Raw genomic sequence first — 24,732 nt, 5'->3', positions numbered from 1 at the left:
CGGGTTCAAGGGGGAGGACGATACCGACCGGCGACGACTGCCTTCAGACCGGGCGATCGTGTTCGCTCTCGAACTCGCGAGCGTCCCGATACTGGTCGACGAACTCGCTCACGTCGAACTCGAGCATCTGGGACTCGAACTCCGAGGCCGCGCCCTCGTCGGCGTGGCTGATCGCGTGTTCCATCAGTTCGACGACGAGTTCGACGACGATCTCGTGGAGCCGGCGGGCGTCGAAGCCGGTCATCCAGAGGACGCTGTAGCCAAGCGACCCGCTCTCGCTCGCGTCGTAGACCGCGACCTCCTCGGGGAACTCCTCCATGACGACCCCCAGCAGGTGGGCGGTGCCGAACTCCTCGAAGTCGTCGTCGGTCTCGATCGTCTCCCGAAGAACCTCCACGAGCGACTCCGGGACGAACCGGGAGGGCGGGTGGACGTCTGTCACGACCGCGTGGCGTTCGCCACAGTCACACGAGTACTCGCGCATCCCGAGGTCGATCGAGCGGGGGTCGACGGTCTCGCCACACGGAAGCTCCAAATCCTCCGCCTCGCCGCCCGGAACGCGGGGTTCGGCCATTCACCGGGAGTTCGGCCGGCGGCCCCATAAGGGCCGCGGCTCAGGGGAGGAGTTCGTCGTCGATCCCCTCCGACTTCGCCTCGCGTTCGGCCCGGACCCCCTCGAGCCGGTCGAAGGCGGCCGCGAGGATCGAGAGTGCGACCAGCCAGCCGACGGCCCCGAACGCGACGTTGACGAGTTCGGCGGCGATGGGAAGTCCACCGACCGCGACCGCGAACAGGGCTCCGACGGTCGTCACCGCGTAGAACGCGAGGACGGTCACGGCGAGGATCGCGAAGACCCGGATGCGGTGTCCCTTCGTCAGCTCGTAGCTCCGGCCCATCGCCTCGACGACCCCGAGGCGATCGGTCGCGATGTAAGGGTGGGTGAACGCGAAGAGGGTCGCGACGACGAGTCCCGGCACGACGAGCGCGGCCAGTCCGATCCCGACGGCGAACAGCCCGACCATCGACGCGACGACCCCTGAGAGGGTCATCCCGACGAGCGCCCCCGCGTCGAGCGGTTCTCGCTCGCGGCCCTCGCCCTCGGTCGGCTCCCCGCCCGGGCCGGCGCGTTCCGAGAGCGCCCGGAAGGCCAGCAGCGAGACGGCGACGAACGAGACCACGCCCGCGAGCCAGACGAGCCAGGCCGCCCCCAGCGAGAGGTCGACCGCGAGGGGCAGCTCTTCTACGAACGCGTCGGTCACGAGCGGGACGTCCGCGATCACGTCGGGCGACTGGGCGGCGAGCTGGCTCTGGGTGCCGACCTGGACGAGGAGGATCACGGCGAACAGCCCGAGCAGGTGCGGGATGAGCCGTCCGCCGAGGCGGTCGAGCCCCTCCGAGATCGAGCCCCCGACGGCGAGGACCATCCTACGGCCAGTCCTCGCGGACGGGTTCGGACTCCGCCTCGTCGCCTCCTTCGCCGGCGAGTTCCCAGCCGGCGGCCTCGGCGGCGTCCTCGAGAGCGAGGTACTCCCAGCCGACCGCCTCGGCCAGGTCCTCGTCATCGGGGCCGGTGCCGACGAAGACGTGGCGGTCGGTATCGAACTGGTCGCCGACGCTCTCCAGGCTCTCCCGTTTCCCGCGTGGGCCCGAGAAGAAGTCCTGGCGGATCCGGTTCTTGCGCGTGAAGTTGGTGACGACGTAGGTGGGTTTCTCCGAGACGACCCCGACGTACGTGCTCCACTGGCGGGCGTCGCCGAAGACGCCCTCCGGGGAGGCCAGTCCCTGGAGCGCCTCGAGCTCGAACGCGAGGGTCATGTCGCTGCCGCCGTTCATGGCCGATACTGGGGCAGGACGGGGGAAAACGGCTTCGATCGTACCGCCTTAGAACGGTCCCCGCACGCCGTCCGCCACCAGCCCCATCACGCTCAGTATAGGGAAGGTACTTGTCGAACGATGAACGACATATAGGTATGGAGTTTCCGAGACCGAACCTGCGAGAAATAATCAAATTAACAGTAACGTTCCTGCTATTGCTTGCTCTCTTCCAATATATGGGTATATTCTATGAAAACGAAGGCACCATCGACTGGCAATTTTTATTTCTCACTGGAATGATTATCCCGATCTTCACATACCTTCTGACAATCATCACAGCAAATATAGAATATTTGCCAGATTATAATACAATGACTCACAGAGCAAAATAGAACTAACCCATATTGGCCGATACGCATCCGCAGTGAGCACACGGTACACCGAGTACCCCGTGAAAACAAACCCGAGTGGTTCTATGATGCCCTGGACTAGGACTGTTCTTGAACCGGCGCAAGCTCCTCGAGATCGACGGTCTCGGCGAGCAGGACCTCCTTCTGGTCGGCGACCGACCGCTGTTCGCGCATCAGCTGCTTGAACTTGCTCTGGGGGGCGAGGTCGCCGATGAGGACGCCGCCGACGATCTTGCCGTCCTTGAACGCGACCCGGCGCCACTCGGTGTCGCTGTACTTTCGCTCTGCGTGGTCGTCGCCCAGCGTGGGGTGGCCAAAGGAGAGGAAGGGGAAGTCGAAGTGCGTGATCGAGTACGAGGAGACCCACTCGAAGCCCTCGCTTTCGTCTCCGGCGGCCATGTTGACGCCCGCGATCCGCCCCTGCTCTTTGGCGGAGCCCCACGAGCCGTTCTGGGCGTGTTCGCCGAGGAGAACGTCGTAGAAGCGGGTGATGTCGCCCGCGGCGTACACGTCGTCGAGATTGGTCTGCATGTACTCATCGACGACGATCCCGTTGTCCATCTCGAGGGGGACGTCGTGGAGGTACTCGGTGTTGAAGTCGAGGCCGATCGCGACGCCCGCGAAGTCACATGGGAAGCGGTCGCCGTCCGGGGCGACCGCGGCGGCGACGCGACCGTCGTCGTCTACCTCGAAGCGATCGACGCCGCTATCGAAGACGGGTTCGACGCCGACCTCGCGCATGCCCTCGTGCATGATCTCGGCGCCCTCTCCCGAGAGCGCGTAGCGCCACCACCGATCGCCCCGCATGAGGTAGCTGCCGTCGATCCCCTGGGCGCCACAGACGGCGGCGAAGTCGATCCCGAGCAAGCCGGCGCCGACGATCGCCGCCCGGTCTGCGTCCTCGGCGTACTCCTTGATTGCCCGGGCGTCCTGGAACGTCCAGAAGTGGAGGACTCCCTCGGCGTCGCTGTTGTCGACGGGGAGCTGGGTCGGGGTCCCCCCGGTCGCGATCAGGAGCTTGTCGTAGGGAACGTCGGCCCCGTCGTGGACCCGGACGACCTTCCCGTCGGTGTCGACGGTCGTGACGTGGGTGTTCAAGGAGAGCTCGATGTCCCGCTCCTCGTACCACTCCTCGTCGTGGATCGAGATGGGCGCCTCGGGAAGCTTCCCCTTCGCGTGTTCTTTGATCAGGATGCGGTTGTAGAGAGCTTCCCCCTCATCGGTGATGACGGTGATCGACGACTCCGGGTCCTCCTCCCGGAGCGTCTCGGCAGCCGAGCTGCCCGAGATGCCGTCACCGATGATGACGTACTCGGTCATGTACGGTCCGTTCGTAACGAGGGGTAAAGTGGATTGCTATCTCGTCTATTCTCCGCGAACGGTGTACGAACGTCTATCCCCTCCCGGCGGCCGAACCGCTCTTTACGGTGGCGTCCCCAGCCTCACGCATGAAGATCAGCCAGAACGCACGCCATTTCGCCTCCCGGAAGGCCCTCGAGACGCCCGTCGTCCGCTCGCTCGCCGTCGCCGGCCTCGTCCGTCTCCACACCCGCGTCTTCACGAAGAAGGCAGACCCCGCCCACGCCGAGGAGCGCAAGGACCACCTCGACGGCCTCTTCGAGGCGACGATGGACACCTACCTCGAGGCCCTCCGTGCGGGCTACTCCGAGGCCGAGGCCCGCGAGATCACCCACGTCCAGGCGAACTTCGACTTCTACAACCACGGCTGGACCGAGATGATGGAGTTCCCCGGCGACGAACTCGAAGAACACTACGACCGCCACGCCGAGTTCTTCTCGACGTGGGGGATCACGATCGCCGACCCGTTGGGCGAGTTCGAACCCGAGGGCGAGATTCCCGAGGCGCCGTCGACCCCCGAGAAACTCGACGACCCCGACCACCCACACGCCGAGGGCGGGTTCGCTGACGATGTCTACGTCGAGACCGAGGACGGCGACCTCGTCGTCGGCGGCCAGGAGGGTCCGGCGGAGGTGGACGTCTCGAGGGCCGTCGGCGTCGACGGTGACGACGTGGGCGATCGCCCCTCGAAGTGACTCGTAGGGTCGGAGACGGCGATGTCCCGTTCGGTCGGGGTACCGTCGCGACCGATGGCACACTGACTCGTCTCCGGCCCTCTCACGCCCGGCCCGCCGGACTCGGGGACAGGTCGGGGCGCGATCGACCGGGACCCAAAGAGCCACGTCCCGGCGGACGCCCCCGTCGAGTATGCCACTCGAGGAGCTACCCGAGATCGGACTGGGAACCTATTCGGAGGGAGACCGCGAGCAGTGGGGCGAACGCGTACGGACCGCACTCGACCTGGGATATCGCCACGTCGATACCGCCCAAGGGTACGGCAACGAGGCCTATCTCGGCGAGGGGATCGAGGCTGCCGACGTCCCCCGCGAGGAACTCTTTCTCGCGACGAAGGTCTCGTCGGGCGCTCTCGCGTACGACGACGTGCTCGACACCGTCGAGCGAAGCCTCGAAAACCTGCGGACGGAGTACCTCGATCTGCTCTACGTCCACTGGCCGACCGACGCCTACGACCCCGAGGAGACGCTGTCGGCGTTCGACGAGCTCCGCGATCGGGGAGCGATCCGACACGTCGGCGTCTCGAACTTCGAGTCCGACCAGCTCGACCGCGCCCGCGACGCTCTCGACGCGCCGATCGTCGCGAACCAAGTCGAGTGCCATCCCTTCCTTCCCCAGGAGGAGCTTCGCGCATATGCCCGCGAACACGACCACTGGCTGGTCGCCTACTGTCCGCTCGCCCAGGGTGCGGTGTTCGAGGACGCGGAATCCGGGGATTCGGTCGTCGCCGAGATCGCCGAAACACACGACGTCTCGCCCGCCCAGGTCGCCCTGGCCTGGCTGATCGGGAAGGAGAACGTTGCGGCGATCCCGAAAGCGAGCAGCGAGAGCCACATGCGCGACAACCTGTCATCTCAGCGCCTCGAACTCGACGACGAGGAGGCGGCGCGCATCGACGCGATCGAACGCGAACACCGCATCATCGATCCCGGGTTCGGTCCCTGGAACCGGTAGATCGTGTCGATCGGCCGATCCGGCCGGTTCCCGAGGCGTTATCCGTTCCCGGTATAGACCCCTGCCATGGACGTACTCGTCATCGGCGGCACGGGCCTGATCAGCACCGGCATCGTCCGCCAGCTGATCGGCGAGGGACACGACGTGACCGCCGTCCACCGCGGGGAGACCGACGCCGACCTTCCCGGCTCGGTCGACCACCTGATCGCCGATCGGACGGAGTACGCCGCCTTCGAGTCCCGGATGGCCGACCTCGCTCCCGACTGCGTGATCGACATGGTCTGTTTCGATCCCGCCGACGCCGAGAGCGCGATCCGCGCGTTCGAGGGCCGGACCGACCAGTTCGTCTTCTGTAGCACCGAGTCGGTGTACAGCCGGCCGGCCGACTCGCTCCCGATCGACGAGGACGGCCCGCGCTCGCCGCCGACCGACTACGGCACCAAGAAAGCCCGCTGTGAGGACCTGTTCATGGAGGCCCACCGCGAGGAGGCCTTCGAGACGACGATCCTCCGTCCGTGGTCTACCTACGGCGAGGGCGGGACGATCCTCCACACCCTCGGGAGCGACACGGCCTACATCGACCGGATCCGTCGCGGGAAGCCGATCGTCGTCCACGGCGACGGCTCGGGACTGTGGGGCCCCTGCCACCGGGACGACGTCGCCCGCGCGTTCGTCAACGCGGTCGGCAACGAGCGCGCCTACGGCGAGGACTACCTCGTCACGAGCGAGGAGGTGATGACCTGGGAGGTCTACCACCGGAAGGTCGCCGACGCCCTCGACGCCCCCGAGCCCGATCTCGTCTCGATCCCGACCGACGTCCTCATCGAGGCCGCGCCCGAGCGGACGGATCTCCTCGAGGACTTCCTCCAGTACAGCACGCTGTTCGACAACTCGAAGGCCGAACGCGACCTCGACTTCGAGTACACGATCGACTGGGAGCGCGGCGTCGAGCGAACCGTAACCCATCTCGACGAGCACGACCGGATCGACGACGCCGAGGCGGACCCTTTCTACGACCGTCTGATCGAGGCCTGGCGGGGATCCCGAGAGGAGTTCCTCGAGTCGTTCGACGGCGGTTCGTAGCCAGGTGCCGGCCACGAGCCGGTCGGCCCCCGAAAGCGCCGCCGGCTATCCGAGCCGCTAAGTAGTTCCGGGGGCGTTTCTGGCCCAAGACCCACTCGTGGCACTCGATTCGAACGACCGGTCGATCGCCGGCTTCACGATGACGGGCCACGCGCTCGTCCACTGGTTCGAGACGTCGATCCCGATCTTCCTGGTCGTCTGGCTCGCCGAGTTCGACGTCGGCGTCGCCCTCGTCGGGGTCGTCGTCGCGCTCGGCTACGCCCCCTTCGGCCTGGGCGCGCTCCCCGGGGGGATCCTCGCCGATCGCTTCGGCACCAAGCGGCTCATTCTCTCGTGTCTCGCCGGAATGAGCCTCGCCTTCCTCGCGATCGCCGCCGCCGCTCTCGTGGAGTCGATCTACGCGATCGCCGTCGGCCTCGTGCTGTGGGGAGTCGCCGCCAGCGTCTACCACCCCGCCGGCCTCTCGCTGATCTCGACGGGGGTCGAAGAGCGCGGGACGGTGTTCGCCTGGCACGGGATCGCCGGCAACGTCGGCATCGCCCTCGGCCCGTTCGTCGCCGCGACGCTCCTGATCGTCCTCGAGTGGCAGTACGTCGCCGCCCTCCTCGCCCTTCCGGGGCTGGTCGCGGTCGCCTACGGGCTACGAGCCGAGTTCGACCCCCAGGCCGCCGCCGAGACCACCGACGAGGAATCGACCAAGTCGCTCTCGCCCGCGGAACTGCTCGGGAGCTCCCGGGCGCTCTTTGCGAGCGCGTTCGCGATCGTCTTCGTCCTCGTCACCTTCGAGGGCCTGTTCTACCGCGGGACGCTCACCTACCTCCCCGAGATCCTTCAGGGGCTTCCCGCGATGGACGGCGTCGATCTCGGCGCCGGCCTCGAGGGCATCGAACCCGGCCAGTACGTCTACGTCGCCCTCCTGGTCGTCGGGATGGCCGGCCAGTACGCGGGCGGGAAGCTGACCGACCGGATCCGGGCGGCCCGCGGACTCGCCGCCATCTTCGCGATCCTCGCTCTCCTCGCGCTCGCGTTCGTCCCCGTCTCGGGGCTCGGACTTCCCGTGATCGTGGCCTACTGTGCCGTGCTGGGTTTCTTTCTCTTTGCCATCCAGCCGTTCTACCAGGAAGCCGTCGCGGTCTACACCCCGCCGGACGGCCGCGGGCTCTCCTACGGTTACACCTATCTCGGCGAGTTCGGCTTCGGCGCCGCGAGCATCGCCATCGGCGGCTTCGTCCTCGGGAGTTCGCTCGAACTGTTCTTCGCGATGCTCGCGGGCTTCGCACTCGTCGGCGCCTCGCTGGCGGTCGCCCTCGCCGCCGGCGTCGATCGGGTGCTCTGGAGCGTCGGCGAGGAGGCGACGGCCGACGACTGATTCCTATGCGTTCGATCCCGCTCGTCGTCGGGATTCCCGGGCCGTCTCGCCGGTCCCGAAGGCCCGTTTCAGCCGGTAGCGATCGACCGTCGCGACCAGCGTGTAGACCGCGAACCCGGCCAGGACGAGCCCGGCCGGCGACCGGACCGTCGCCGGACCGACCGTCCAGAGCGCGGCGACCAGCCCGAGCCCCAGCGGGGCACCGAGCCCGCCGGGTCGCCGGACCCGATCGGTCCCGGCGAGAACTCGGATGGCGAGGCCGACGACCGCGAGCCCGGCGAGCCCGATCCCGACCGCGATCCTCGGGACGGCGAGGCCGGCTGCGAACGCTACGACGCCGCCGACGGCGACCCCGAACGCCGCCCGCTCCGCGGCGGCGACGGCTTCGCGTCCGGCCGTCGTCGCGCCGTCGACGTCGTCCTCGGGGCCCTCGTCGGCCCTCGAGGTCACGCGCTGTCCGGCAGTGATCGTGGTCGCGTCGTCGGGAGGTCTCTCCCCGTCGGGACCGGCGGCGGACGCTCCGGCAGCGTCGTCGGTCCACGGCGACTCGACGGTGACGTTCTCGAACAGCGGGGGCTGGCCGGCGGCCATCTCGAAGACGGGGTGGTCCTGGAACTGGCAGTGGAGGTGTGGCTCCGAGGAGTTCCCGGAGTGGCCGACCCGCCCGACCGGCTGGCCGCGGGCGACGCGCTCGCCGGGGGAAGCGGCGACGCTGCCGGGGACGAGGTGGGCCAGACAGCTGTACTCCTCCGGGCCGTGCTGGATCGTGACGTAGTTGCCCCGGATGTCCCGTTTCAGCGGATGGGAAAACCCCCCCGCACGCGCCGGCTCGAGGTCGGTGTCGAGGGCGTCGACGACGACGCCGTCCGCCGGCGCGAGGACGGGTTCGTCGTAGCAGTAGTAGTCGGCCGTCGCCGGGTCGGTTCCCTCGGGGCGCGTCCGGCCGTCGTCGTCGGTGACGACGAGGTCGTAGGCGTAGCGCTGGTTCGCGGGGAACCAGGAGTGGGAGTGGTCCTTCTCGGTACTGCCGTTGACGACGGTCCAGGTGCCGGCAACGGGGAGGCGATACGCCGACCGCGGGCTCGCGGGGATCGACCCGCGATACCGCACGACGGCGACGGCCGACCCGGCCAGCTGAAACAGGTCCTGGACCATCGCGAGGGGGTTCAGGACGGCCAGCGGGATCGAGAGATAGGCGACGAGCCACTCGCCACGATCGCCCATGTGGATCCAGTCGGTCGGCTCGGCCGGCCCGTCGGCGCGGCGTGCCAGGGCGTAGTCGAGGAGCGGTCCGATCCACACCCAGAAGAACGCGAGGAAACAGAGCGCGAACGGCCGCATGAACTCGAGCGACTCGAACAGGTAGCCCGGAACCGAGAGCACGCCCAGGAAGCCGACCCGGGCGGGGTCGAGTTCCCGGAGCCGACGTCGAACTTCGGTCGCCCGGTCTCCCGACGGCTCCCTGTCGGCACCCGTCATCGCCGCCTCCCCCCGTCCGGTTCCCGGCCAGTCCCGTCCAGCCGAGTTCTCGGTTCTCCCTCCACGCTCGTCCGACGCGACGGCTGATCTGCGCGTCCGGGCCGTCCGTGCGGTTCCCGCCGGTTCATGAGTCGACGGACGACGGTCGGCAACGTAACCGTTCTGTGAACTTCGTTTCACGTGAGGCAGTGTCACGACGATCCGGAATCGTCATCCGGATCGCGGCGTATCGCCGCGTATGGGAACGGACGAGGACCTCCCCGCGGACGCCCGGGAGGCGTTCGCCCTCCTCGGGCACGACCTCCGCCTCGAGATCCTGCTGGCCCTGCTCGCCGAGTGGGAAGCGATCTACACCGAGCCCGTGGGGTACGCCGAGTTGATGGCCGCCGTCGGGGTCGAGGACAGCGGCCGGTTCAACTACCACCTCCAGCGGCTGCGTGGCGCGTACGTCCGCAAGGTCGAGGGCGGCTACGTCCCCACCGCGAGCGCGACGGCGCTCTACCGGGCGGTGCTGGCCCACCGGCCGACCAGTTCTATCGAACCCGATCCTGGCTCGATCGACGCCGCCTGTCCGGCCTGTGGGTCGGCCCTCGCTCTCGAGTACGAGCGCGGGTTCGCCTCGCTCGACTGCGACGCCTGCGAGCGGTGGCCGGGGTTCACGTACCCGTTCCCGCGAAACGGGTTCGAGGGCCGGGACGGCGAGGCGGTGCTCGAGGCGCTCTCCGATCGCGTCCGCCACCACCTCGAACTCGCCCGCGGGGGCCAGTGTCCTCACTGTGCGGGATCGACGACCGTCGATCTCCGCCCGGATGCGGTCGGCTCGGAGGCCCACTACGTCGGGATCGGCTGCGACGTCTGTCCGTTCGTCGTCGGGATCGACGCCCTCGCGGCGATCCGGGGGGACGAACGGGTCGCCTCCGTCCTCCGGGAGGCGGGCGTCGAGACCGGGAGGTACTGCTGGGAGCTCCCCGAGACGACGGCGCGGGTCGAGTCCCGGGAGCCGCCGCTGCTCGCCGTCGAGATCGAGGCGGTGTCCGTGACGGTCGTGATCGACGAAGCTCTCGCGGTCCGCGAGGTTCGGTCGGCGGAGTAGGCGTCCGTCCCGCGCCTTTAGTGCCCGAGGATCTGATCCGCACACGCAAACCCCGCCTCGATCGCCCCGTTCAGGCTCCGCTCGGGATACTGCGCCCGGCTTGCCATCCCGGCGTAGTAGACGCCGTCTACGACCTCCTCCGCGAGGTCGTACGGAACCACCCGGTCGAGATAACCCAGGTCGTAGACCGGCGCGGTTTGGGGGTTCCTCGCGGTCCGAACCCAGTTCGTGCTCTCGGGATCGAACTCGGGAAAGAGGTCGGCGACGCCGCGGAGCCACCGGCGCTCGACTTCCCCGTTCGAGAGCCCCCAGAGCTCCTCGTCGGGGTTCTGGACGTAGCTCGCGAGGTAGTAGAGGTGTTCGCCGCCGTAGCGCTCGGGCGGGATGAAGTTCGTGTGCTCGACGAAGAGGCCGAAGGGGGTTTCGTCGGCGAGGTTGAGCCAGTAGGTATCGGTGAGCGACTGCTCGGCGCTCACGACCGAACAGATCGTCCCCTGGAACTCGATCCCGCACTCGTAGCCCGTCAGGCTCTCGAGGACGGAGGGCATCGCGGCGACGATGACCCCGTCGACCTCGTGGCGTTCCCGCTTCCCGTCGCGCTCGACGGTCAGGGATTCGACCGCGTCGCCAGGAGAGAGTTCGGTCACTCGCGCGCCCGTCTCGATGGTCTCCCGGCCCACGGCGTCGATCAGGGCGTCGACGAGGACGCCGATCCCGCCGTCGGGATAGCCCAGGATCTCGCCCCGGAGGAGGTCCCGCTCGCCCCGAAAGCGGACCCGGCCGAGCAGCCAGGCCGCGCTCACTTCGTCGGCCCGCGAGCCGAACTTCGCCTCGAGGAGGGGCGCCCAGAAGTTCTCGTAGACCCGGTCGGTGGTCCGCTCCCGGAGGAAGGTCTCGGCGGGGACGTCGTCGTACTCCTCCAGATCGCCGTAGCGCTCGATTCTCGGGACTATGCCGTCGAACCGGACGTCGATCTCGCTCACGAGCGCGGCGAGGTGAAGCTTGTCGATCGTCGAGAGCCGCGGGTACGCGAGGATCTGCCAGGGCGTGTCGAGGGGGTGGACGACGCCGTCGGCGTACGTCGCCGTTCGGCCGACGCGCCAGTCGACCTCGACGCCGAGCCCGTCGGCGAGCTCGAGGATCGTCTCCTCGGCCCTCGAGAGGTGGTGATAGAAGGCCTCGATGGGGTCGCCGGCGGTCTCGTAGCTCCGGGCGAGGCCGCCGACCTCGTCGCCGGCCTCGAACACCCGGACCTCGCGGCCGGCTTCCCGGAGGCGGTAGGCCGCCGCGAGCCCCGCGAGGCCGCCGCCGACGACGCCGATCATGGTCGCCGTTTCGGGGGGCGGTCCTTGGGGGTTGCGAAGCGGGGGCGCCGCCGGGGCGGGAGCCGCCCAGTGTTTGGCGGGGATCGTCTCCGGGACTCCGGGAGGCGGTAGCGACGCCCGGAGCCGAAGTTCGGCCGCTGTCGCTACCTTTTTTGCCACACTGTCTGAACAGCGGGTATGCTCACCGTGCGGGCCCCCGCGACGAGCGCGAACCTCGGAAGCGGCTTCGACGTCTTCGGGATCGCGCTCGACCGGCCCGCCGACGTGATCCGGGTCGAACGCGCCCCCGAGACCACGATCACGGTCACCGGGGTCGGCAGCCAGTACATCCCCGAGGACCCCGCAAAGAACACCGTCGGGGCCGTCGCCGACGCCCTTGACGCGCCGGCCCACATCGAGATCGACAAGGGCGTCAGACCCTCCTCCGGGCTGGGCTCCTCCGCCGCAAGCGCGGCGGGCGCCGCGGTCGCGCTGAACGAACTCTACGATCGGGGACGCTCGCGGGAGGAACTCGTCCCGATCGCTGCCGAGGGCGAGGAGGTCGTCTCGGGGATCGCCCACGCCGACAACGTCGCGCCCGCCCTGCTCGGAGGGTTCACGATCGTCGCGGGCGGCGAGGTCGTCCGCGTCGACGCCTCGCTCCCGATCGTGGCCTGTCTCCCCGAGGCATCGGTCTCGACTCGGGACGCCCGCGAGGTCGTCCCGCGGTCGGCGCCGATCGAGGACGTCGTCGAGACGGTCGGCCACGCCTCGACGCTCGCGGTCGGGATGACCAGGGACGACCCGAAGCTTGTCGGCCGCGGGATGGACGGCGGGATCGTCACTCCCGAACGGGTCGCGCTGATCGAGGGCTACGGGGACGCCCGCGAGGCGGCCCTCGACGCGGGGGCGACCGGCGTCACCGTAAGCGGCGCGGGCCCGACCCTGCTCGCGGTCTGCCGGGAGGGAAACCGCCGGAGCGTCGCCGGCGCGATGCTCGATGCGTTCGACGCCCGCGGCGTCGAGAGCCGGGCCTACCAGACCGCGATCGGCGAGGGCGCCCGGCTCTACGAGTGACCGCCCGGCGGGACGCCGCCCTCGCCGGGGCAGTGCTGGTCGCGGCCGGGGTCGTCCTCGCCGCCGTCGGGGCCAGGCTCACCCCCGGCTGGCTGGCCCTCGGCGCGCTCGGAACGGTCGGCTTCGAGCTCGTCGCGTCGCGGGACCCGGAAGCGGTCCGGCGTCGCTGGGAGCGCCCCGCCGTGCAGGCGGCCTCGGTCGTTCTCGCGCTTTCAGGCGTCGCTCTCGGGGCCGTCCTCGCGCCGTCGGTGGTCCTCCCTGCGGTCGTCGGGGCGCTGGCGGCGTATCTCCTCGTTCTGGCCGGAAGCACTGCGTTCGGACGCTCCGGTCGCCGGTGAGCGGGACGAGTTATTTACCGGAGGCGACACGAGTCGGGGTATGGTGGATCGCTCGATCCCCCGGCCGAACGCCTACGGTACGATCGCACTCGTCAGTCTGGTCGGAAGCGTCGTTCGGCGTTCCTGGGAGCTCCCCTCTCCGTCCGGGGCGGGTTCGGCGCGCTCGCGGTCGTCACGGTCGCCGCCGCGACCTACCGGTCCCGCTCGCCGCGCCCCTCGCGGGACGAGGATGCCGATTCCGGCGATGGCGACGATGACGACGAACGGGAGGGCGAACTCGAGGGACAGAAAGGCGCGACGGGGTTCAGCTAGCGGGAACGCGGGGAAAGAAAACCGCCCCCGTGAGTGGCATGTCGGGGGCGGTCGTGCGACGCGCGAGAGTGACGCCGGCCGCAGCGGGCCGACGTGTGATAATCAGTGACACTCGCGGATAAGCGTGTCGCCCCTACTCCTCGTCGGTCTCGAGAGCGGCCGCCGGGGACTCTCCACCGGCGGTCTCCGGGGGGGTCTTGGTTCGTCGCCCGGAGCCGACGAGCCGGTCGATCATGCCGCGGTCGTGTTTCTTCTCGGCGAGCAGCACCGAGCAGTCGACGTCCTCGAGGACGCCGAGTACCAGCGAACCCCGAAACAGCCGGGAGAGAAAGCCGGTCTCGGTCGCGCCGATGATGAGCAGGGTCGCGTCCTCGGCGGCCCGTTCGATGTGGCGCTCGACGTCGCCGGTCTCGACGCGGAGTTCGGCGTCGGGGAGGCCGTGTTCGCCGGCCCACTCCGAGAGGAACGCCCGGCCGTCGTCGGCGTCGTCGGCGACGTGCAACAGGGTCACCTCGGCGTCGAACTCGGCGGCGAGGGTGCGGGCGATCGCGGCCGAGAGGTCGGAGTCGGGGCCGCCGGCGGTCGGAACCAGGATCCGGGAGGGGTCGAAGCCCCGATCCCGGACCACGAGGAAGTCGGCGGGCAGCGAGTGGGCGAGTTCGTCGATCGCCGACTCCGCACGCCCGGGCGCGCCGTGGGAGTCCTCGCCCCACCCCATCACGACGAGGTCGGCGCCGTAGGTGCGTGCCGCGTCGAACACCTCCTCGAACGTGCGGTGAGAGAGGACGACGTGGGTCTCGACGTCGACGCCGAACGTCTCGGCGTCCGCCTGGGCCCGCTCGAGGAGGTCGCGGGCGGCGTCGTGTGCGCCCCGGTCGCGGGCGGCCGAGAGCGTCGTCTGATCGGGGACGTTCGCGACGTTGACCGCGACGACGGTCCCGTTTCGCCGGCTGGCGATGGCCGACGCGAGCGTGATGAGGTGTTTCTCGGTCGCCGGGTTCGAAAGCGGCACCATGACGCGGTAGTCGTCGCCGCCGGGCTGGACCGACGTCGTCACCGACACTGCGGAGTCGGGGAGGTCCTCGGAGCGATCGAGCACCCAGCCCGCGAGCACGCCCGGGCTCTCGACGCGAGTGCGGGCGTAGACGAAATACCAGAGCGCGGCGAAGCCCACGAGCCCGGCCGAGAGCCCGATCACGAGGGGTTCGATGTACGCGATCAGCGCGAACGACGTCACCGCGCCGACGATCGGGACGACCGGGTACAGCGGCACCTCGAAGTCGGGATCGTAGCCAGCCGGATCGGCCTCCCGCATCACGATCAGGGCGAGGTTCAACAGGCCGTAGACGATCAGGTGGAGCACGGAGCCCGCCGTCGCCAGCAGTTCGAGGTTGCCGACGAGCAAGAACAGGAGGATGAGCGCGCCCGTGATCGCGATCGACTTGTAGGGCGTACCGAATCGGGGATGGATCTCGTTCAACGACGGCGTCACGATCTTCTCGCGGCCCATCGCGAAGTTGATCCGCGACGACGAGAGGATCGAGGCGTTCGCCGAGGAGGCCGTCGCGAGCAACCCGCCGAACAACAACAGCGCCCAACCGACGGCGCCGAAGTCGAACCCGAAGAGGCTGTACTGCCCGAACAGCAGCCGTGCGGCGTCGACGACGGCGGTCTCGTTGTTCGCGACGAGGTCGGTCGGCACCGCCGCGAGGAGCACGACCAGAAACAGCGCGTAGACCGCCGTGACGATGAGGACGGAGCCGATGACCGCCCGGGGGAGGTTGCGTCCCGGATCCTTGATCTCCTCTGCGACCGAGGTGATCTGGACGAACCCGAGGTAGGAGACGAAGACGACGGCGGTCACCGGCAGCACCTCCCCGGTCGCTCCCGGCGGCGCGATCGGGGTGAGGCTCTCGAGGTCGGCGTTCGCGAGCCCGATAACGGTGAATATCGCGAGGATCGCCATCAGGAGCGTCACGATGACGATCTGGAGGCCTCCCGTCTCCTTGGCCCCGAAGTAGTTGACGGCGATGAAAACCAGGGCCCCGACCAGCCCGATGAGCTGGGCGGCCTGGAGGACGACCGGACCGACCTCGAGCGCCGAGAGGCCGACGAAGCTGTTGACGTACTCGCCGAGACCGTACATGTAAAAGGCGGAGGCAAAGGCCAGCCCGAGCCAGTTGGCCCAGCCGCTGATCGAGCCGAACAGCGGCCCGAGCGCGTGGTTGATGTAGAAGTACGCGCCGCCGGATTTGGGCATCGCCGTCCCCAGCTCGGAGGCCGAAAGCGCCGTGAACAGGGCGATGACGCCCCCGAGGACGAACGTGGCCGCCGCCAGCGGGCCGGCCCGCGCAACCGCCGTCCCGGGGAGGACGAAGATCCCGGCGCCGATCATCGTCCCGATCCCGATCGTCAGCGCCGCCAGCGGGCCGAGGTCCTTGGCGAGTTCCTCGTCGCTCATCGCGTGGCGTTCCGTCTGAGGGGGTTCGTGTCGCGGAACACGCGTCTCACGGGCGCGATTGCCCGGGTGACGTCGGTTTCGGGGTAACTCGAGCTACGCGGTGATCCGTCATGCGTCGTGGTCTCGGCTCGGAGGCCATAAGTGGGGTTGGTTCACCCGCGAGCACGGTTTCCTCCGCCCAGTGGGAGGACGTCGACTCCGGAACCCGACTCATACGGACCGGTATAAGTCATTACCGGCGAAACGCGGAACGGTCACGGTTTCGCCGGTAAATCGTTACAGCAATCCGTATCAGACGCCCCGCCCCTGGAGCTTCTCCTCCTCGAGAAGGTCGACGTTCGCGTCGCCGCGCATTCCCTTGCCGAGGCCAGCCGAGATCTCCGCGAGGGCCTCGGGGTCGTCCCAGGAGTTCACCGCCCGAACGATCGCGTCGGCCATCGCCTCGGGGTTCTCGGCGCCGAAGATCCCGCTGCCGACGAAGATGCCGTCACACTGGTGGTGCATCATCAGCGCCGCGTCGGCGGGCGTCGCGATCCCGCCCGCGGCGAAGTTCACCACGGGGAGCCGCCCCATCTCGCTCGCCTCGTGGACCAGTTCGGCGGGCGCCTCGATCTCGCGGGCGTAGGCTTCCCGTTCCTCGTGGCTCTTGCCCTCGAGTTCGGCGATCGCTCCTCGAATGGTTCGCTGGTGGTGGACCGCCTGGTTGACGTCGCCGGTGCCCGCCTCGCCCTTGGTGCGGATCATCGCCGCGCCCTCGCCGATCCGCCGGAGGGCCTCGCCCAGATCGCGGGCGCCACAGACGAACGGCGCGGTGAACTCCCGCTTGTCGATGTGGTAGGCGTCGTCCGCCGGCGTGAGGACTTCGCTCTCGTCGATCATGTCCACGCCCACGGCCTCGAGGATCTCAGCTTCCTTCCGGTGGCCGATCCGGGACTTGCCCATCACCGGGATCGAGACCTCCTCGACGATTTCCCTTACTTGCCCGGGGTCGGCCATCCGGGCGACGCCGCCGCGCTTGCGGATGTCCGCGGGCACCGCCTCCAGGGCCATCACGGCGACCGCGCCGGCGTCCTCGGCGATTCGGGCCTGTTCGGGGGTCACGACGTCCATGATGACGCCGCCTTTCTGCATCCGGGCGAACCCGCGCTTGACGAGGTCGGTCCCGCGTCGGAGTCCCTCGAGATCCAGGTCGGAGTCGGCGTCAGCGCCGGCGCCGGTTTCCTCTGACATACCTACGGCTTGGACCGGGCGCACTTACGCGTGTCCGTTCCGTGCGTGTCAGGATCATCCGTTCCGTCGATCGGGGGAAACGGCGTTTTGCGGTGGTTTCCGGCTCCCTTGCCCGGTCGCTACGCCTCGATCTCCTCGTGGACCGAGGTTCCGCTGCCGGACTTCGACTCCCACTCCCACTCGTCCTCGACGCGGACGCGGCCGTCCTCGAGCCGGGAGACGACCCCGACCGAGTGTCCGGTCGCGGTCTCGCCGTCGGCGGTCACCTGGACGTACCGGACGTCCCATCGGTCCTCCTCGATCGTTCCGAGGAGGTGGCCCTCGACGACGCTCCCTCCGGAGTAGGTGGCAGAGAGGCGGTTTCCGTCCTGTTCGAACTCGAATACGGTGTCCGGACCGACGTCCCCCGCCGCGTCGTTTTCGACGCCGACGAGGGTCCGTCCGTCCAGCGAGACGGGTTCGGCCATCGACACGCGATTTCCGCCGGGGGCTGATACGGGTTCGGTCTCACGCCGTCGGCGGTTCGATCTTCGGCGGGGGTTCCCCTCGAGCGCCCAACCGCCATCGTTTTGGCCCGACCCGTCCTCGCTCCCGACGATGCAGGTTCTCGACGGACGGGTTCCCGACCGGGACCCGCTCCCGCGATACCTCGCTCCGGTCCCGAAACGTATCGAGGACCTCGGGCTTCGCCTGGTCTGGCTCGTCGTCGCGATCAACCTCGCGGGGACGGCCTTCGGCTTCTGGTACTACCGGGCTCAGTTCGCCGCCGAGCCGGCGGTGATGTGGCCGTTCGTCCCCGACAGTCCGCTGGCGACGCTGCTGATCGCCTGTGCCTTCGCGGCCTGGCGCCTGGGATACGACCTCCCCTGGCTGGCCGCGCTCGCCTTCTTCGGGAACGTCATCCTGGGGCTGTGGACCCCCTACACCCTGCTGGTCTTTTACGAGACCTACACCGCCCAAACGCATCCTCTCATGTTCCTGTTCCTGTTCTGTAGCCACCTCGCGATGGTCGTCCAGGCGCTCGTGCTCCACCGGATCACCGACTTTCCGGTCTGGGCCGCCGCGGTCGCTCTCGCGTGGTACGCAATCGATCTGGTCGTGGACTTCTTCGTCCCGGTCGTCGGCACCTACCACCACACGGCGATCCCGGTCGCCCGCGAGACGGAGATGGGGTTCGGTGCGACCGCCCTCGGTGCCGTCGCCGCGGGCGCGACCCTCTTTACGCTGCTGGCGCTCTTTCTCGCGCTCGCGACTCGAGTGAAGAAGCTCGAGGCTCGCGGCACGAAGCCGTGACCCCCTTATAGCTCCCACCGTCTATCGCTCTCCATGTATCCGCCGGGAGCCGACACCGTCCTCGTCCGTCACGGGGACGTCAACACGAAGAGCCGCCGCGTCAAGCGGCGCATGGAGGGGTTCCTCGCGGAGAACGTCGAAGCGCTGCTCGCCGATCGGGGGATCCCAGGGGAGGTCGAACGCCGATGGAATCGCCCGCTGGTCCACACCGATCCCGGCCGGATCGTCGAGGCCCGCGGGGCCGCAAGCGACGCCTTCGGCGTGGTCTCGGCGAGCGCCTGTCTGACCACCGAACCCGATCTCGACGCGATCACCGACGCGCTCGCGGAGGTCGCCCGAGAGCGCTACGAGGAGGGGAGCTTCGCGATCGACGCCCGCCGGGCGAACAAGGAGCTCCCGTTTACGAGCCAGGACGTCGCCCGCGAGGGCGGCGACGCCGTCTGGCGAGCAGTCGAGGACGAAGGCGAGTTCGAACCAGAGGTCGATCTCGACGACCCGGATCTCACGTTCGCGGTCGAGGTCCACGGCGACGTCGCCTTCCTCTCGCTGGACGTCGAGGAGGGTCCCGGCGGACTCCCGCTTCGGACCCAGGCACCCCTGGTCGCGCTCGTCAGCGGCGGGATCGACTCGCCGGTCGCGACCTACGAGGCCATGCGCAGGGGGAGCCCCGTCGTCCCGGTGTACGTCGATCTGGGCGACTACGGCGGCCCCGATCACGAGGCCCGCGCGATCGAGACCGTCTCCCGGCTCGCGGAGTACGCGCCCAACACGGACCTGAGCGTCTACCGGGTTCCCGGCGGCGAGACGGTCGCCCACCTCGCCGAGACGATGGAGCAGGGGCGGATGCTCTCTCTCAGACGGTTCTTCTACCTCATCGCCGAACGGGTCGCCGGGCGGACGGGTGCCCGCGGGATCGTCACGGGGGAGGCGATCGGCCAGAAGTCGAGCCAGACCGTCCGGAACCTCGCCGTGACCGACGGGGTGACCGACCTCCCGATCCACCGGCCGCTGCTGGCGTGGGACAAACAGGAGATCATCGCCACGGCCCGCGAGATCGGCACGTTCGAGGAGTCGACGATCGACGCGGGCTGCAACCGGATCGCGCCCGACCAGGCCGAGACCAACGCCCGCCTCGATCGGCTGCTCGAGGTCGAACCCGACGACCTCGCGGCGCGCGCCGAGCGGGCGGCCAGCGAGGCCACCGTCGTTGAGCCCTGACTGGCGAGCGAAACCCCCATTACGCCGCCGGCCCCACCTCGGGGCGTGACGCGCGTCTGTCTCCTCGGGAAGGACGATCTCGATCTGCGCTACGAACTCCTCTCCCGAGAGACCTCGCGGGAGGCGCTTGCGACCTACGACCGCTCGCGGCCCTACGAGAACTCGATCGCAGTCCGGACGGTCAGCGTCGGTGGCGCGGTCTCCTTTCTCAACGATCTCGACTGGTACCTCGTCAGGTTCGTCGAGGAGGCGATCGTCCAGGAACCGAGCGTCGACCCCGACGAGTGGCTCTCCCGGTCGCTCGCGGAGGCCCTTCGGGACGGTCGGATCGAACCGGGAGAGACGGGAGAGTACCTGAAGGTCTACGGCGTCGAGCGGTCCGATGGCGAGGCGGAGTCCGATGGCGACGGGAGCCGAGAGGACGCGGGTGAGGCGGCCGGAACGGTCGTCGAGACGGCGCCGCGGCTCGTCGAACCCCTGTTCGTCCGCCGGACCGACGGCGACCTGCCCGAGTACGACCTCCGGGAGGTCGAGGACACCCTCGTCGTCCGGCTGACCGAGGAGGAGTTCTCCCAGTGAGCCGCTCGAACGACGCCGGCGACGGGCCGGGCATCGGCAGCGGTACGACCACGATCGACGGGACGCGACTGGCCTACCGGCGCGCGGGCACCGACGGGCCGCCGGTCGTCCTCCTCCACGGCGGCGGGATAGACGACGCCGACCTCTCCTGGCGCCACGCGATCGACGACCTCGCGACCGACCACCGGGTGTACGCTCCCGACTGGCCGGGCTACGGCGACAGTCCGGATCGAGAGGAACACTCGACTGCGGCCTACGCCCGGCTTCTAGGGGGGTTTCTGGATCGGGTCGTTCCCGACGAACCCGTCGCCCTCGCGGGGATCTCGATGGGCGGGGCGGCCGCCCTCGGCTACGCCCTGGAGAATCCGGGGCGGGTCGATCGGCTCGTCCTCGTCGGGAGTTACGGGCTCGGCCCGCGGGTTCCGGGGGGATCGCTCTGGAAGACCCTCGCACACGTCCCGGGAGCGAACGCCGCCGGCTGGGCGGCGCTTGGCACCTCGCGGGCGGCCGCCCGGATGGGCCTCGGGAACGTCGTCGCGGATCCCGGCGGGCTCCCGCCGGAGTTCGTCGAGAGCGTCGTCTCCCGCGCCCGTCGGCCGGACGCGGGCCGGGCGTTCGAGGCGTTCGTCCGGGCCGAACTCCGATCGGATGGAACCGCCAGAACCGACTACACCGATCGCCTCGGCGACCTCTCCGTGCCGACGCTGCTCGTCCACGGCCGGGCGGACCCGCTGTTCCCGGTCGCCTGGTCCGAGCGCGCGGCGACGGAGATCCCGGACGCTCGCCTCGAGACCGTAGACTGTGGCCACTGGGTGCCCCGGGAACGGCCCGACGAGTTCGTCGCTCTGATCCGGACGTTCCTCGAGTGCTCCCGTCGCCAGTGAGAATCGATATGCGCGCGATGGTGCGACCGCGCCGTTTCGGTACGCAAGCCGGTTACTGACTGCTATCGTCGAACATCCCCGTCGAGAGGTAGCGCTCGCCGCTGTCCCAGAAGACGGTGACGACCAGCGGGCAGTCCTTGGGCTCCCCGCCGTCGGTCTCGGCCTCGCTCGCGCCCATCGTCTCGTAGGTGTCGGGGACCTCCGGGCACTCCCGTTCGGGCTCTGCGATCGCGTCGGCCTCGCTTCGGGCGACGAGGCTCGTCGCGCCGCTCGATTGGCCCACGAGGACGCCCTCGTCGTGGGCCAGCCGGCGACACTCGGCCTCTGCGTCCTCGAGTTTGACGGTCTCGACCCGGTCGATGAGCGAGGTATCGAGGTTCTCGCTGACGAACCCGGGACCCATTCCCTGGAACTCGTCTTTGCCCGACTCGCCCGTCGAGAGGACGGGGTTGCGGGCGGGTTCGACCGCGACGATCTCCATTTCGGGAAACTCCTCGCGCAGGCGGCGGCCAATTCCCGTGAGGGTGCCGCCCGTTCCCACGCCAGCGACGAAGGTATCGACCTCGCGCTCGCCGACCTGCTCTACGACCTCCTCGCCGGTCGTCCGGTAGTGGGCCTCGGGGTTGGCGGGGTTGTCGAACTGGCCGAGTTGGACCGCGCCCGCGGCCTCGATCTCGTCGGCGCGCTCGCGGGCGGCGTCGATCCCGCCCTCGACGAGTTCGATCTCGGCGCCGTAGGCCGCCATGATCCGGCGGCGTTCCTCGGATTTCGAGGCCGGCATCACGACGGTGAGGTCGTAGTCCCGGGCGGCGGCGACGAGCGCCAGCCCGATCCCCGTGTTCCCGCTGGTGGGCTCGACGAGGCTGTCGCCGGGCTCGAGACGGCCCTCGCGCTCGGCGGCGCGGATCATCGCCATCGCGGGTCGGTCCTTCGCCGAGCCGCCGGGGTTGAACGACTCGATCTTGGCGGCGACCGTCGCGCCCTCCGGCGAGCCGACCTCGACGAGGGGCGACCCGATCGTCCCCAGAATGCTGGCGTCCATCGCCGCCGGGTAGGCGGTCGAAACGGAAAGCCGTGGCGGACCCCGGCAGGTCGTGCCGGCGTCGCGGCGTCCGCGCGGGAGCGTCGCGGTTAAGCCCACACGGCGAGAACGTTGCCCATGAGCCTCGAGACGATGCGTCCGACGCCGACGTGGGACGCCACGGCCTACGAATCGACCGTCGATACCCTCGCCGCCCACCGCGAGGAGCTCACCTACCGGATCTGGGGCGGCGACTGGTGCAAGGACTGCCGGGCGCTCCTTCCGGACTTCGGCGCCGCCCTCGCGGCGGCCGAGATCCCCGACGATCGGATCGTCGAGATCGATCTCGACCGGGAGAAACGCGGCGAGGGCGTCGAGGAGTACGACATCGAGTACATTCCGACGATCGTCGTCGAGGACGACGCGGGCCGGGAGGTGACCCGGTTCGTCGAGGAGGAGGAGCTTCCGCCGGCGGTCTGGCTCGCCGAGGAGATCGACGCCGAGCTCGAGGGTTAGAACGGACTTTCGGGGCCGTCCTCGCTCGGATCCTCCCCGCTCGGTTCGTCGTCCGGCCCGCCGGCATCGACTCCGCCTTCGGCCCACTCGAGGGCCGCCTCGACGTCGGAAAGCGGCGCCGAACAGGTCCGGTCGCGACAGGCGTAGATCGTCGGTTCGCCCCCGCGGGCCGCCCGCCCGGCCCAGATCGGCGGCGCCTCCGCCAGTCCGAGATCGCCGAGCCATTTTTCCAGTCCCTCCTCGGTGGGGGGCCGCCGGGTGAGCAGCCGGTCGGGGAGGTAGGCTTCGCCGATCCGGCGGCGCCATTCTTCGGGTACGGCGTCCGCGGCGACCGTCAGCTCGAGAGCACCCCGCTCGAGACGGTCGGCAACGAGACAGAGCGTGACGTGTTCGAGGGGGTTGGCTTCCAGGCGATTCCGGTGGGTCGCGAGGACGGTCTCGGCGATCCCCGAAAAGTCGTCGTCGGCGAAGGGATCGAGCGCGCACAGGAGCTCGCAGGCGACGCCGGTCGCCGACGGCGTGGACTGGTCGCCCAGTTCCTGGGGGCGGGTCACCAGCGACTCGCCGCTCTCGGGGGTGAAGTAGAGCGTTCCCCGGTCGGCGTCGAAGAACTCCACCTCGATCGTCCGGGCGAGGTCGAGGGCGAAGGCCAGGTGCTCGGGGTCGCCGGTGGCCTGATAGCAGTCGAGGGCTCCCCGCGCGAGGAAGGCGTAGTCCTCGAGGTAGCCGTCGATTCCCACGGACCCGTCCCTGTATCGTCTGGCGAGCCGGCCCGTGTCGGCGTTCCAGAGCTCCTCACGGACGAACTCGCAGGCCTCGACCGCGCGCTCGGTGAACTCCCCCGCGTCGAGGGCGAGGCCCGCGTCGGCGAACGCCGAGATCATCAGGCCGTTCCAGCCCGCGAGCACCTTCTCGTCGCGGGGCGGTCGGGGTCGGTTCTCGCGGGCGAGAAACAGCGTCTGGCGGGCCGACTCGAGGCGTTCCTCGACCTCCGTAGGCGTGAGGTCGAACTCCTCTCCGAGCTCCTCGACTCCCTTCGAGATCGTCAGCACGGTTTGACCCTCGAAGTTGCCCGACTCGGTGATCCCGTAGCGGGCGCAGGCGAGGTCGGCCTCGAGGTCATCTTCGATCGCCTCCCCGACCGTCTCGGGCGTCCAGACGTAGAAGGCGCCTTCCTCGCGGTCGCCGCTCTCGTCCTCGCTCTCGGCGTCGAGGGTGCTGAAGAAGCCCCCGTCGTCGTGGCTCATCTCGCGTTCGACAAACTCGAGGCTCTCGCGGACGACCTCGGCGTACCGGCGCTCGCCCGTCAGCCGGTAGCCCTCGACGAACGCCCGGGGGATCTCGGCGTTGTCGTACAGCATCTTCTCGAAGTGGGGCACCGTCCAGTCGGCATCCACGCAGTAGCGATGGAAGCCGCCGCCGACGTGGTCGTAGAGTCCCCCGGCGGCCATCGCCTCTAAGGCCTCGAGACCCACTTCCTTGAAGGGCTCGCGGCCGGTCCGGTCGTATGCGCGAAACAGCGCCCGGATCCGGGCGGGCTGGGGGAACTTCGGGCCGCCCGAGGAGAAGCCGCCGTGCTCGCGGTCGGCTCCTCTGAGGGCGGCCTCGGCGGCCGACTCGAGCAGGTCGCTCGTCGGCGGTTCGGTGCCGTCGTCGGCGCCGGGGGTCTCCTCCAACCGGTCGCGGGCCGCCTCCGTCCACTGCTCGGCGCGGTTCTCGACCTCCTCGCGCTCTCGCTCCCAGGAGCGGCCGATGTCGGAGAGGAGCTCGAGAAAGCCCGGTTGCCCCTGGCGGGCCTCCCGCGGGAAGTAGGTGCCGACGTAGAACGGCTTTCCCTCGGGGGTGAGCCACGCCGACAGCGGCCAGCCACCCCGTCCCGTCACCAACTGACAGACCGTCATGTAGATCGAGTCGACCTCCGGCCGTTCCTCCCGATCGACCTTGATCGGGACGAAGTTCTCGTTCAGGGCCTCTGCAACCTCTTCGTCGGCGAAGCTCTCCGCTTCCATGACGTGACACCAGTGACAGGCCGAGTAGCCGATCGAGAGAAAGATCGGGACGTCGCGCTCGCGGGCGGCCTCGAGGGCCGCCTCATCCCAGGGCTGCCAGTTCACCGGGTTGTCGGCGTGCTGGCGCAGGTAGGGGCTCTCCTCTTCGTCGAGGCGGTTCCGGTCGGTCGGCGAGGATTCCATAAGCGGCCCT

The 24,732-nt window shown here is 69.3% G+C and carries 24 protein-coding genes; 13 read left to right on the top strand and 11 right to left on the bottom strand.

Features of this window, described 5'->3' with window-relative positions:
- Positions 1–43: 43 nt before the first annotated feature.
- The 3 genes from DVH23_RS02290 to DVH23_RS02280 are packed head-to-tail and all read right to left on the bottom strand — an operon-like array spanning position 44 to position 1,833.
- Positions 44–574: a DUF5815 family protein gene (locus tag DVH23_RS02290; RefSeq protein ID WP_114575806.1), complete on the bottom strand. Its 531-nt coding sequence runs from the start codon at positions 572–574 to the stop codon at positions 44–46.
- Between the two features lie 40 nt (positions 575–614).
- The gene (locus DVH23_RS02285) at positions 615–1,424 is read right to left on the bottom strand and encodes a hypothetical protein (RefSeq protein WP_114575805.1); all 810 of its coding nucleotides are present in this window, start codon (positions 1,422–1,424) and stop codon (positions 615–617) included.
- A gap of 1 nt (position 1,425) precedes the next feature.
- Positions 1,426–1,833 carry a hypothetical protein gene (locus DVH23_RS02280; protein ID WP_114575804.1) on the bottom strand — a complete coding sequence of 136 codons (408 nt, stop codon included), beginning with the start codon at positions 1,831–1,833 and terminating at the stop codon, positions 1,426–1,428.
- A gap of 137 nt (positions 1,834–1,970) precedes the next feature.
- Between DVH23_RS02280 and DVH23_RS02275 the strand changes: the two genes are divergently transcribed.
- Positions 1,971–2,207 carry a hypothetical protein gene (locus DVH23_RS02275; RefSeq protein WP_114575803.1) on the top strand — a complete coding sequence of 79 codons (237 nt, stop codon included), beginning with the start codon at positions 1,971–1,973 and terminating at the stop codon, positions 2,205–2,207.
- Between the two features lie 96 nt (positions 2,208–2,303).
- Here the strand turns inward: DVH23_RS02275 and DVH23_RS02270 are convergent, their stop codons facing one another.
- Complete coding sequence (locus tag DVH23_RS02270; RefSeq protein WP_114575802.1) at positions 2,304–3,545, bottom strand: NAD(P)/FAD-dependent oxidoreductase; 1,242 nt, start codon at positions 3,543–3,545, stop codon at positions 2,304–2,306.
- Positions 3,546–3,673: 128 nt separating this feature from the next.
- On the opposite strand from DVH23_RS02270, the gene DVH23_RS02265 reads away from it, so the two are divergent.
- From DVH23_RS02265 to DVH23_RS02250, 4 genes are all read left to right on the top strand, one after another.
- Positions 3,674–4,279, top strand: coding sequence for a DUF6149 family protein (locus tag DVH23_RS02265; protein ID WP_114575801.1), 606 nt, complete (start codon positions 3,674–3,676; stop codon positions 4,277–4,279).
- Between the two features lie 172 nt (positions 4,280–4,451).
- The gene (locus tag DVH23_RS02260) at positions 4,452–5,273 is read left to right on the top strand and encodes an aldo/keto reductase (RefSeq protein ID WP_114575800.1); all 822 of its coding nucleotides are present in this window, start codon (positions 4,452–4,454) and stop codon (positions 5,271–5,273) included.
- 66 nt (positions 5,274–5,339) lie between these two features.
- The gene (locus DVH23_RS02255; protein ID WP_114575799.1) at positions 5,340–6,356 is read left to right on the top strand and encodes an NAD-dependent epimerase/dehydratase family protein; all 1,017 of its coding nucleotides are present in this window, start codon (positions 5,340–5,342) and stop codon (positions 6,354–6,356) included.
- 97 nt (positions 6,357–6,453) lie between these two features.
- Positions 6,454–7,725, top strand: coding sequence for an MFS transporter (locus DVH23_RS02250; RefSeq protein WP_114575798.1), 1,272 nt, complete (start codon positions 6,454–6,456; stop codon positions 7,723–7,725).
- Between the two features lie 3 nt (positions 7,726–7,728).
- On the opposite strand, the gene DVH23_RS02245 is transcribed toward DVH23_RS02250, so the two are convergent.
- Positions 7,729–9,204: a M23 family metallopeptidase gene (locus tag DVH23_RS02245; protein WP_114575797.1), complete on the bottom strand. Its 1,476-nt coding sequence runs from the start codon at positions 9,202–9,204 to the stop codon at positions 7,729–7,731.
- A 238-nt stretch (positions 9,205–9,442) separates the two neighbouring features.
- Between DVH23_RS02245 and DVH23_RS02240 the strand changes: the two genes are divergently transcribed.
- Positions 9,443–10,297, top strand: a complete 855-nt coding sequence (locus tag DVH23_RS02240; RefSeq protein WP_114575796.1) for an ArsR family transcriptional regulator — start codon at positions 9,443–9,445, stop codon at positions 10,295–10,297.
- 17 nt (positions 10,298–10,314) lie between these two features.
- Here the strand turns inward: DVH23_RS02240 and DVH23_RS02235 are convergent, their stop codons facing one another.
- Positions 10,315–11,622 (bottom strand): NAD(P)/FAD-dependent oxidoreductase, encoded by a 1,308-nt coding sequence (locus DVH23_RS02235; protein ID WP_114575795.1) that lies wholly within the window; start codon positions 11,620–11,622, stop codon positions 10,315–10,317.
- Between the two features lie 177 nt (positions 11,623–11,799).
- Here DVH23_RS02235 and DVH23_RS02230 point away from each other — a divergent pair, with 177 nt between their 5' ends.
- Both DVH23_RS02230 and DVH23_RS02225 read left to right on the top strand, forming a co-directional pair.
- Positions 11,800–12,678 (top strand): homoserine kinase, encoded by an 879-nt coding sequence (locus tag DVH23_RS02230; protein WP_114575794.1) that lies wholly within the window; start codon positions 11,800–11,802, stop codon positions 12,676–12,678.
- The gene (locus DVH23_RS02225) at positions 12,675–13,016 is read left to right on the top strand and encodes a hypothetical protein (RefSeq protein WP_114575793.1); all 342 of its coding nucleotides are present in this window, start codon (positions 12,675–12,677) and stop codon (positions 13,014–13,016) included. The genes DVH23_RS02230 and DVH23_RS02225 overlap by 4 nt, the downstream gene beginning before the upstream one ends.
- A 445-nt stretch (positions 13,017–13,461) precedes the next feature.
- Here the strand turns inward: DVH23_RS02225 and DVH23_RS02220 are convergent, their stop codons facing one another.
- The 3 genes from DVH23_RS02220 to DVH23_RS02210 all read right to left on the bottom strand — a co-directional run bounded on the left by DVH23_RS02220 (position 13,462) and on the right by DVH23_RS02210 (position 17,486).
- The gene (locus DVH23_RS02220) at positions 13,462–15,789 is read right to left on the bottom strand and encodes an amino acid permease (RefSeq protein WP_114575792.1); all 2,328 of its coding nucleotides are present in this window, start codon (positions 15,787–15,789) and stop codon (positions 13,462–13,464) included.
- A 291-nt stretch (positions 15,790–16,080) separates the two neighbouring features.
- Positions 16,081–17,019, bottom strand: a complete 939-nt coding sequence (gene pdxS, locus DVH23_RS02215; RefSeq protein ID WP_114575791.1) for a pyridoxal 5'-phosphate synthase lyase subunit PdxS — start codon at positions 17,017–17,019, stop codon at positions 16,081–16,083.
- Between the two features lie 119 nt (positions 17,020–17,138).
- Positions 17,139–17,486 carry a hypothetical protein gene (locus DVH23_RS02210; protein ID WP_114575790.1) on the bottom strand — a complete coding sequence of 116 codons (348 nt, stop codon included), beginning with the start codon at positions 17,484–17,486 and terminating at the stop codon, positions 17,139–17,141.
- A 130-nt stretch (positions 17,487–17,616) separates the two neighbouring features.
- Between DVH23_RS02210 and DVH23_RS02205 the strand changes: the two genes are divergently transcribed.
- Genes DVH23_RS02205 through DVH23_RS02190 form a run of 4 tightly spaced genes read left to right on the top strand, consistent with a single transcriptional unit; the run spans position 17,617 to position 20,993 of the window.
- Positions 17,617–18,312 (top strand): DUF1405 domain-containing protein, encoded by a 696-nt coding sequence (locus DVH23_RS02205; protein WP_114575789.1) that lies wholly within the window; start codon positions 17,617–17,619, stop codon positions 18,310–18,312.
- Between the two features lie 33 nt (positions 18,313–18,345).
- Positions 18,346–19,530: a tRNA sulfurtransferase gene (locus DVH23_RS02200; protein WP_114575788.1), complete on the top strand. Its 1,185-nt coding sequence runs from the start codon at positions 18,346–18,348 to the stop codon at positions 19,528–19,530.
- A 45-nt stretch (positions 19,531–19,575) separates the two neighbouring features.
- A complete protein-coding gene (locus DVH23_RS02195) occupies positions 19,576–20,109 on the top strand; it encodes a DUF5804 family protein (RefSeq protein WP_114575787.1) in 534 nt (177 codons plus the stop codon).
- On the top strand, positions 20,106–20,993 hold the full coding sequence (locus tag DVH23_RS02190; protein WP_232833683.1) for an alpha/beta fold hydrolase: 888 nt from the start codon (positions 20,106–20,108) through the stop codon (positions 20,991–20,993). Before DVH23_RS02195 ends, DVH23_RS02190 begins: the two co-directional genes overlap by 4 nt.
- Before the next feature lie 52 nt (positions 20,994–21,045).
- On the opposite strand, the gene DVH23_RS02185 is transcribed toward DVH23_RS02190, so the two are convergent.
- Positions 21,046–22,035, bottom strand: coding sequence for a PLP-dependent cysteine synthase family protein (locus DVH23_RS02185; RefSeq protein WP_114575786.1), 990 nt, complete (start codon positions 22,033–22,035; stop codon positions 21,046–21,048).
- A 117-nt stretch (positions 22,036–22,152) separates the two neighbouring features.
- On the opposite strand from DVH23_RS02185, the gene DVH23_RS02180 reads away from it, so the two are divergent.
- Complete coding sequence (locus tag DVH23_RS02180; RefSeq protein ID WP_114575785.1) at positions 22,153–22,530, top strand: thioredoxin family protein; 378 nt, start codon at positions 22,153–22,155, stop codon at positions 22,528–22,530.
- On the opposite strand, the gene DVH23_RS02175 is transcribed toward DVH23_RS02180, so the two are convergent.
- Positions 22,527–24,722: a thioredoxin domain-containing protein gene (locus DVH23_RS02175; RefSeq protein WP_114575784.1), complete on the bottom strand. Its 2,196-nt coding sequence runs from the start codon at positions 24,720–24,722 to the stop codon at positions 22,527–22,529. The genes DVH23_RS02180 and DVH23_RS02175 overlap by 4 nt on opposite strands.
- Positions 24,723–24,732 lie beyond the last annotated feature (10 nt).

The organism is Saliphagus sp. LR7, from assembly GCF_003344565.1.
Lineage (GTDB): Archaea > Halobacteriota > Halobacteria > Halobacteriales > Natrialbaceae > Saliphagus > Saliphagus infecundisoli.
Note: the sequence above shows the minus strand (reverse complement) of the source record. Positions and strands in the feature narration are given on the sequence as shown.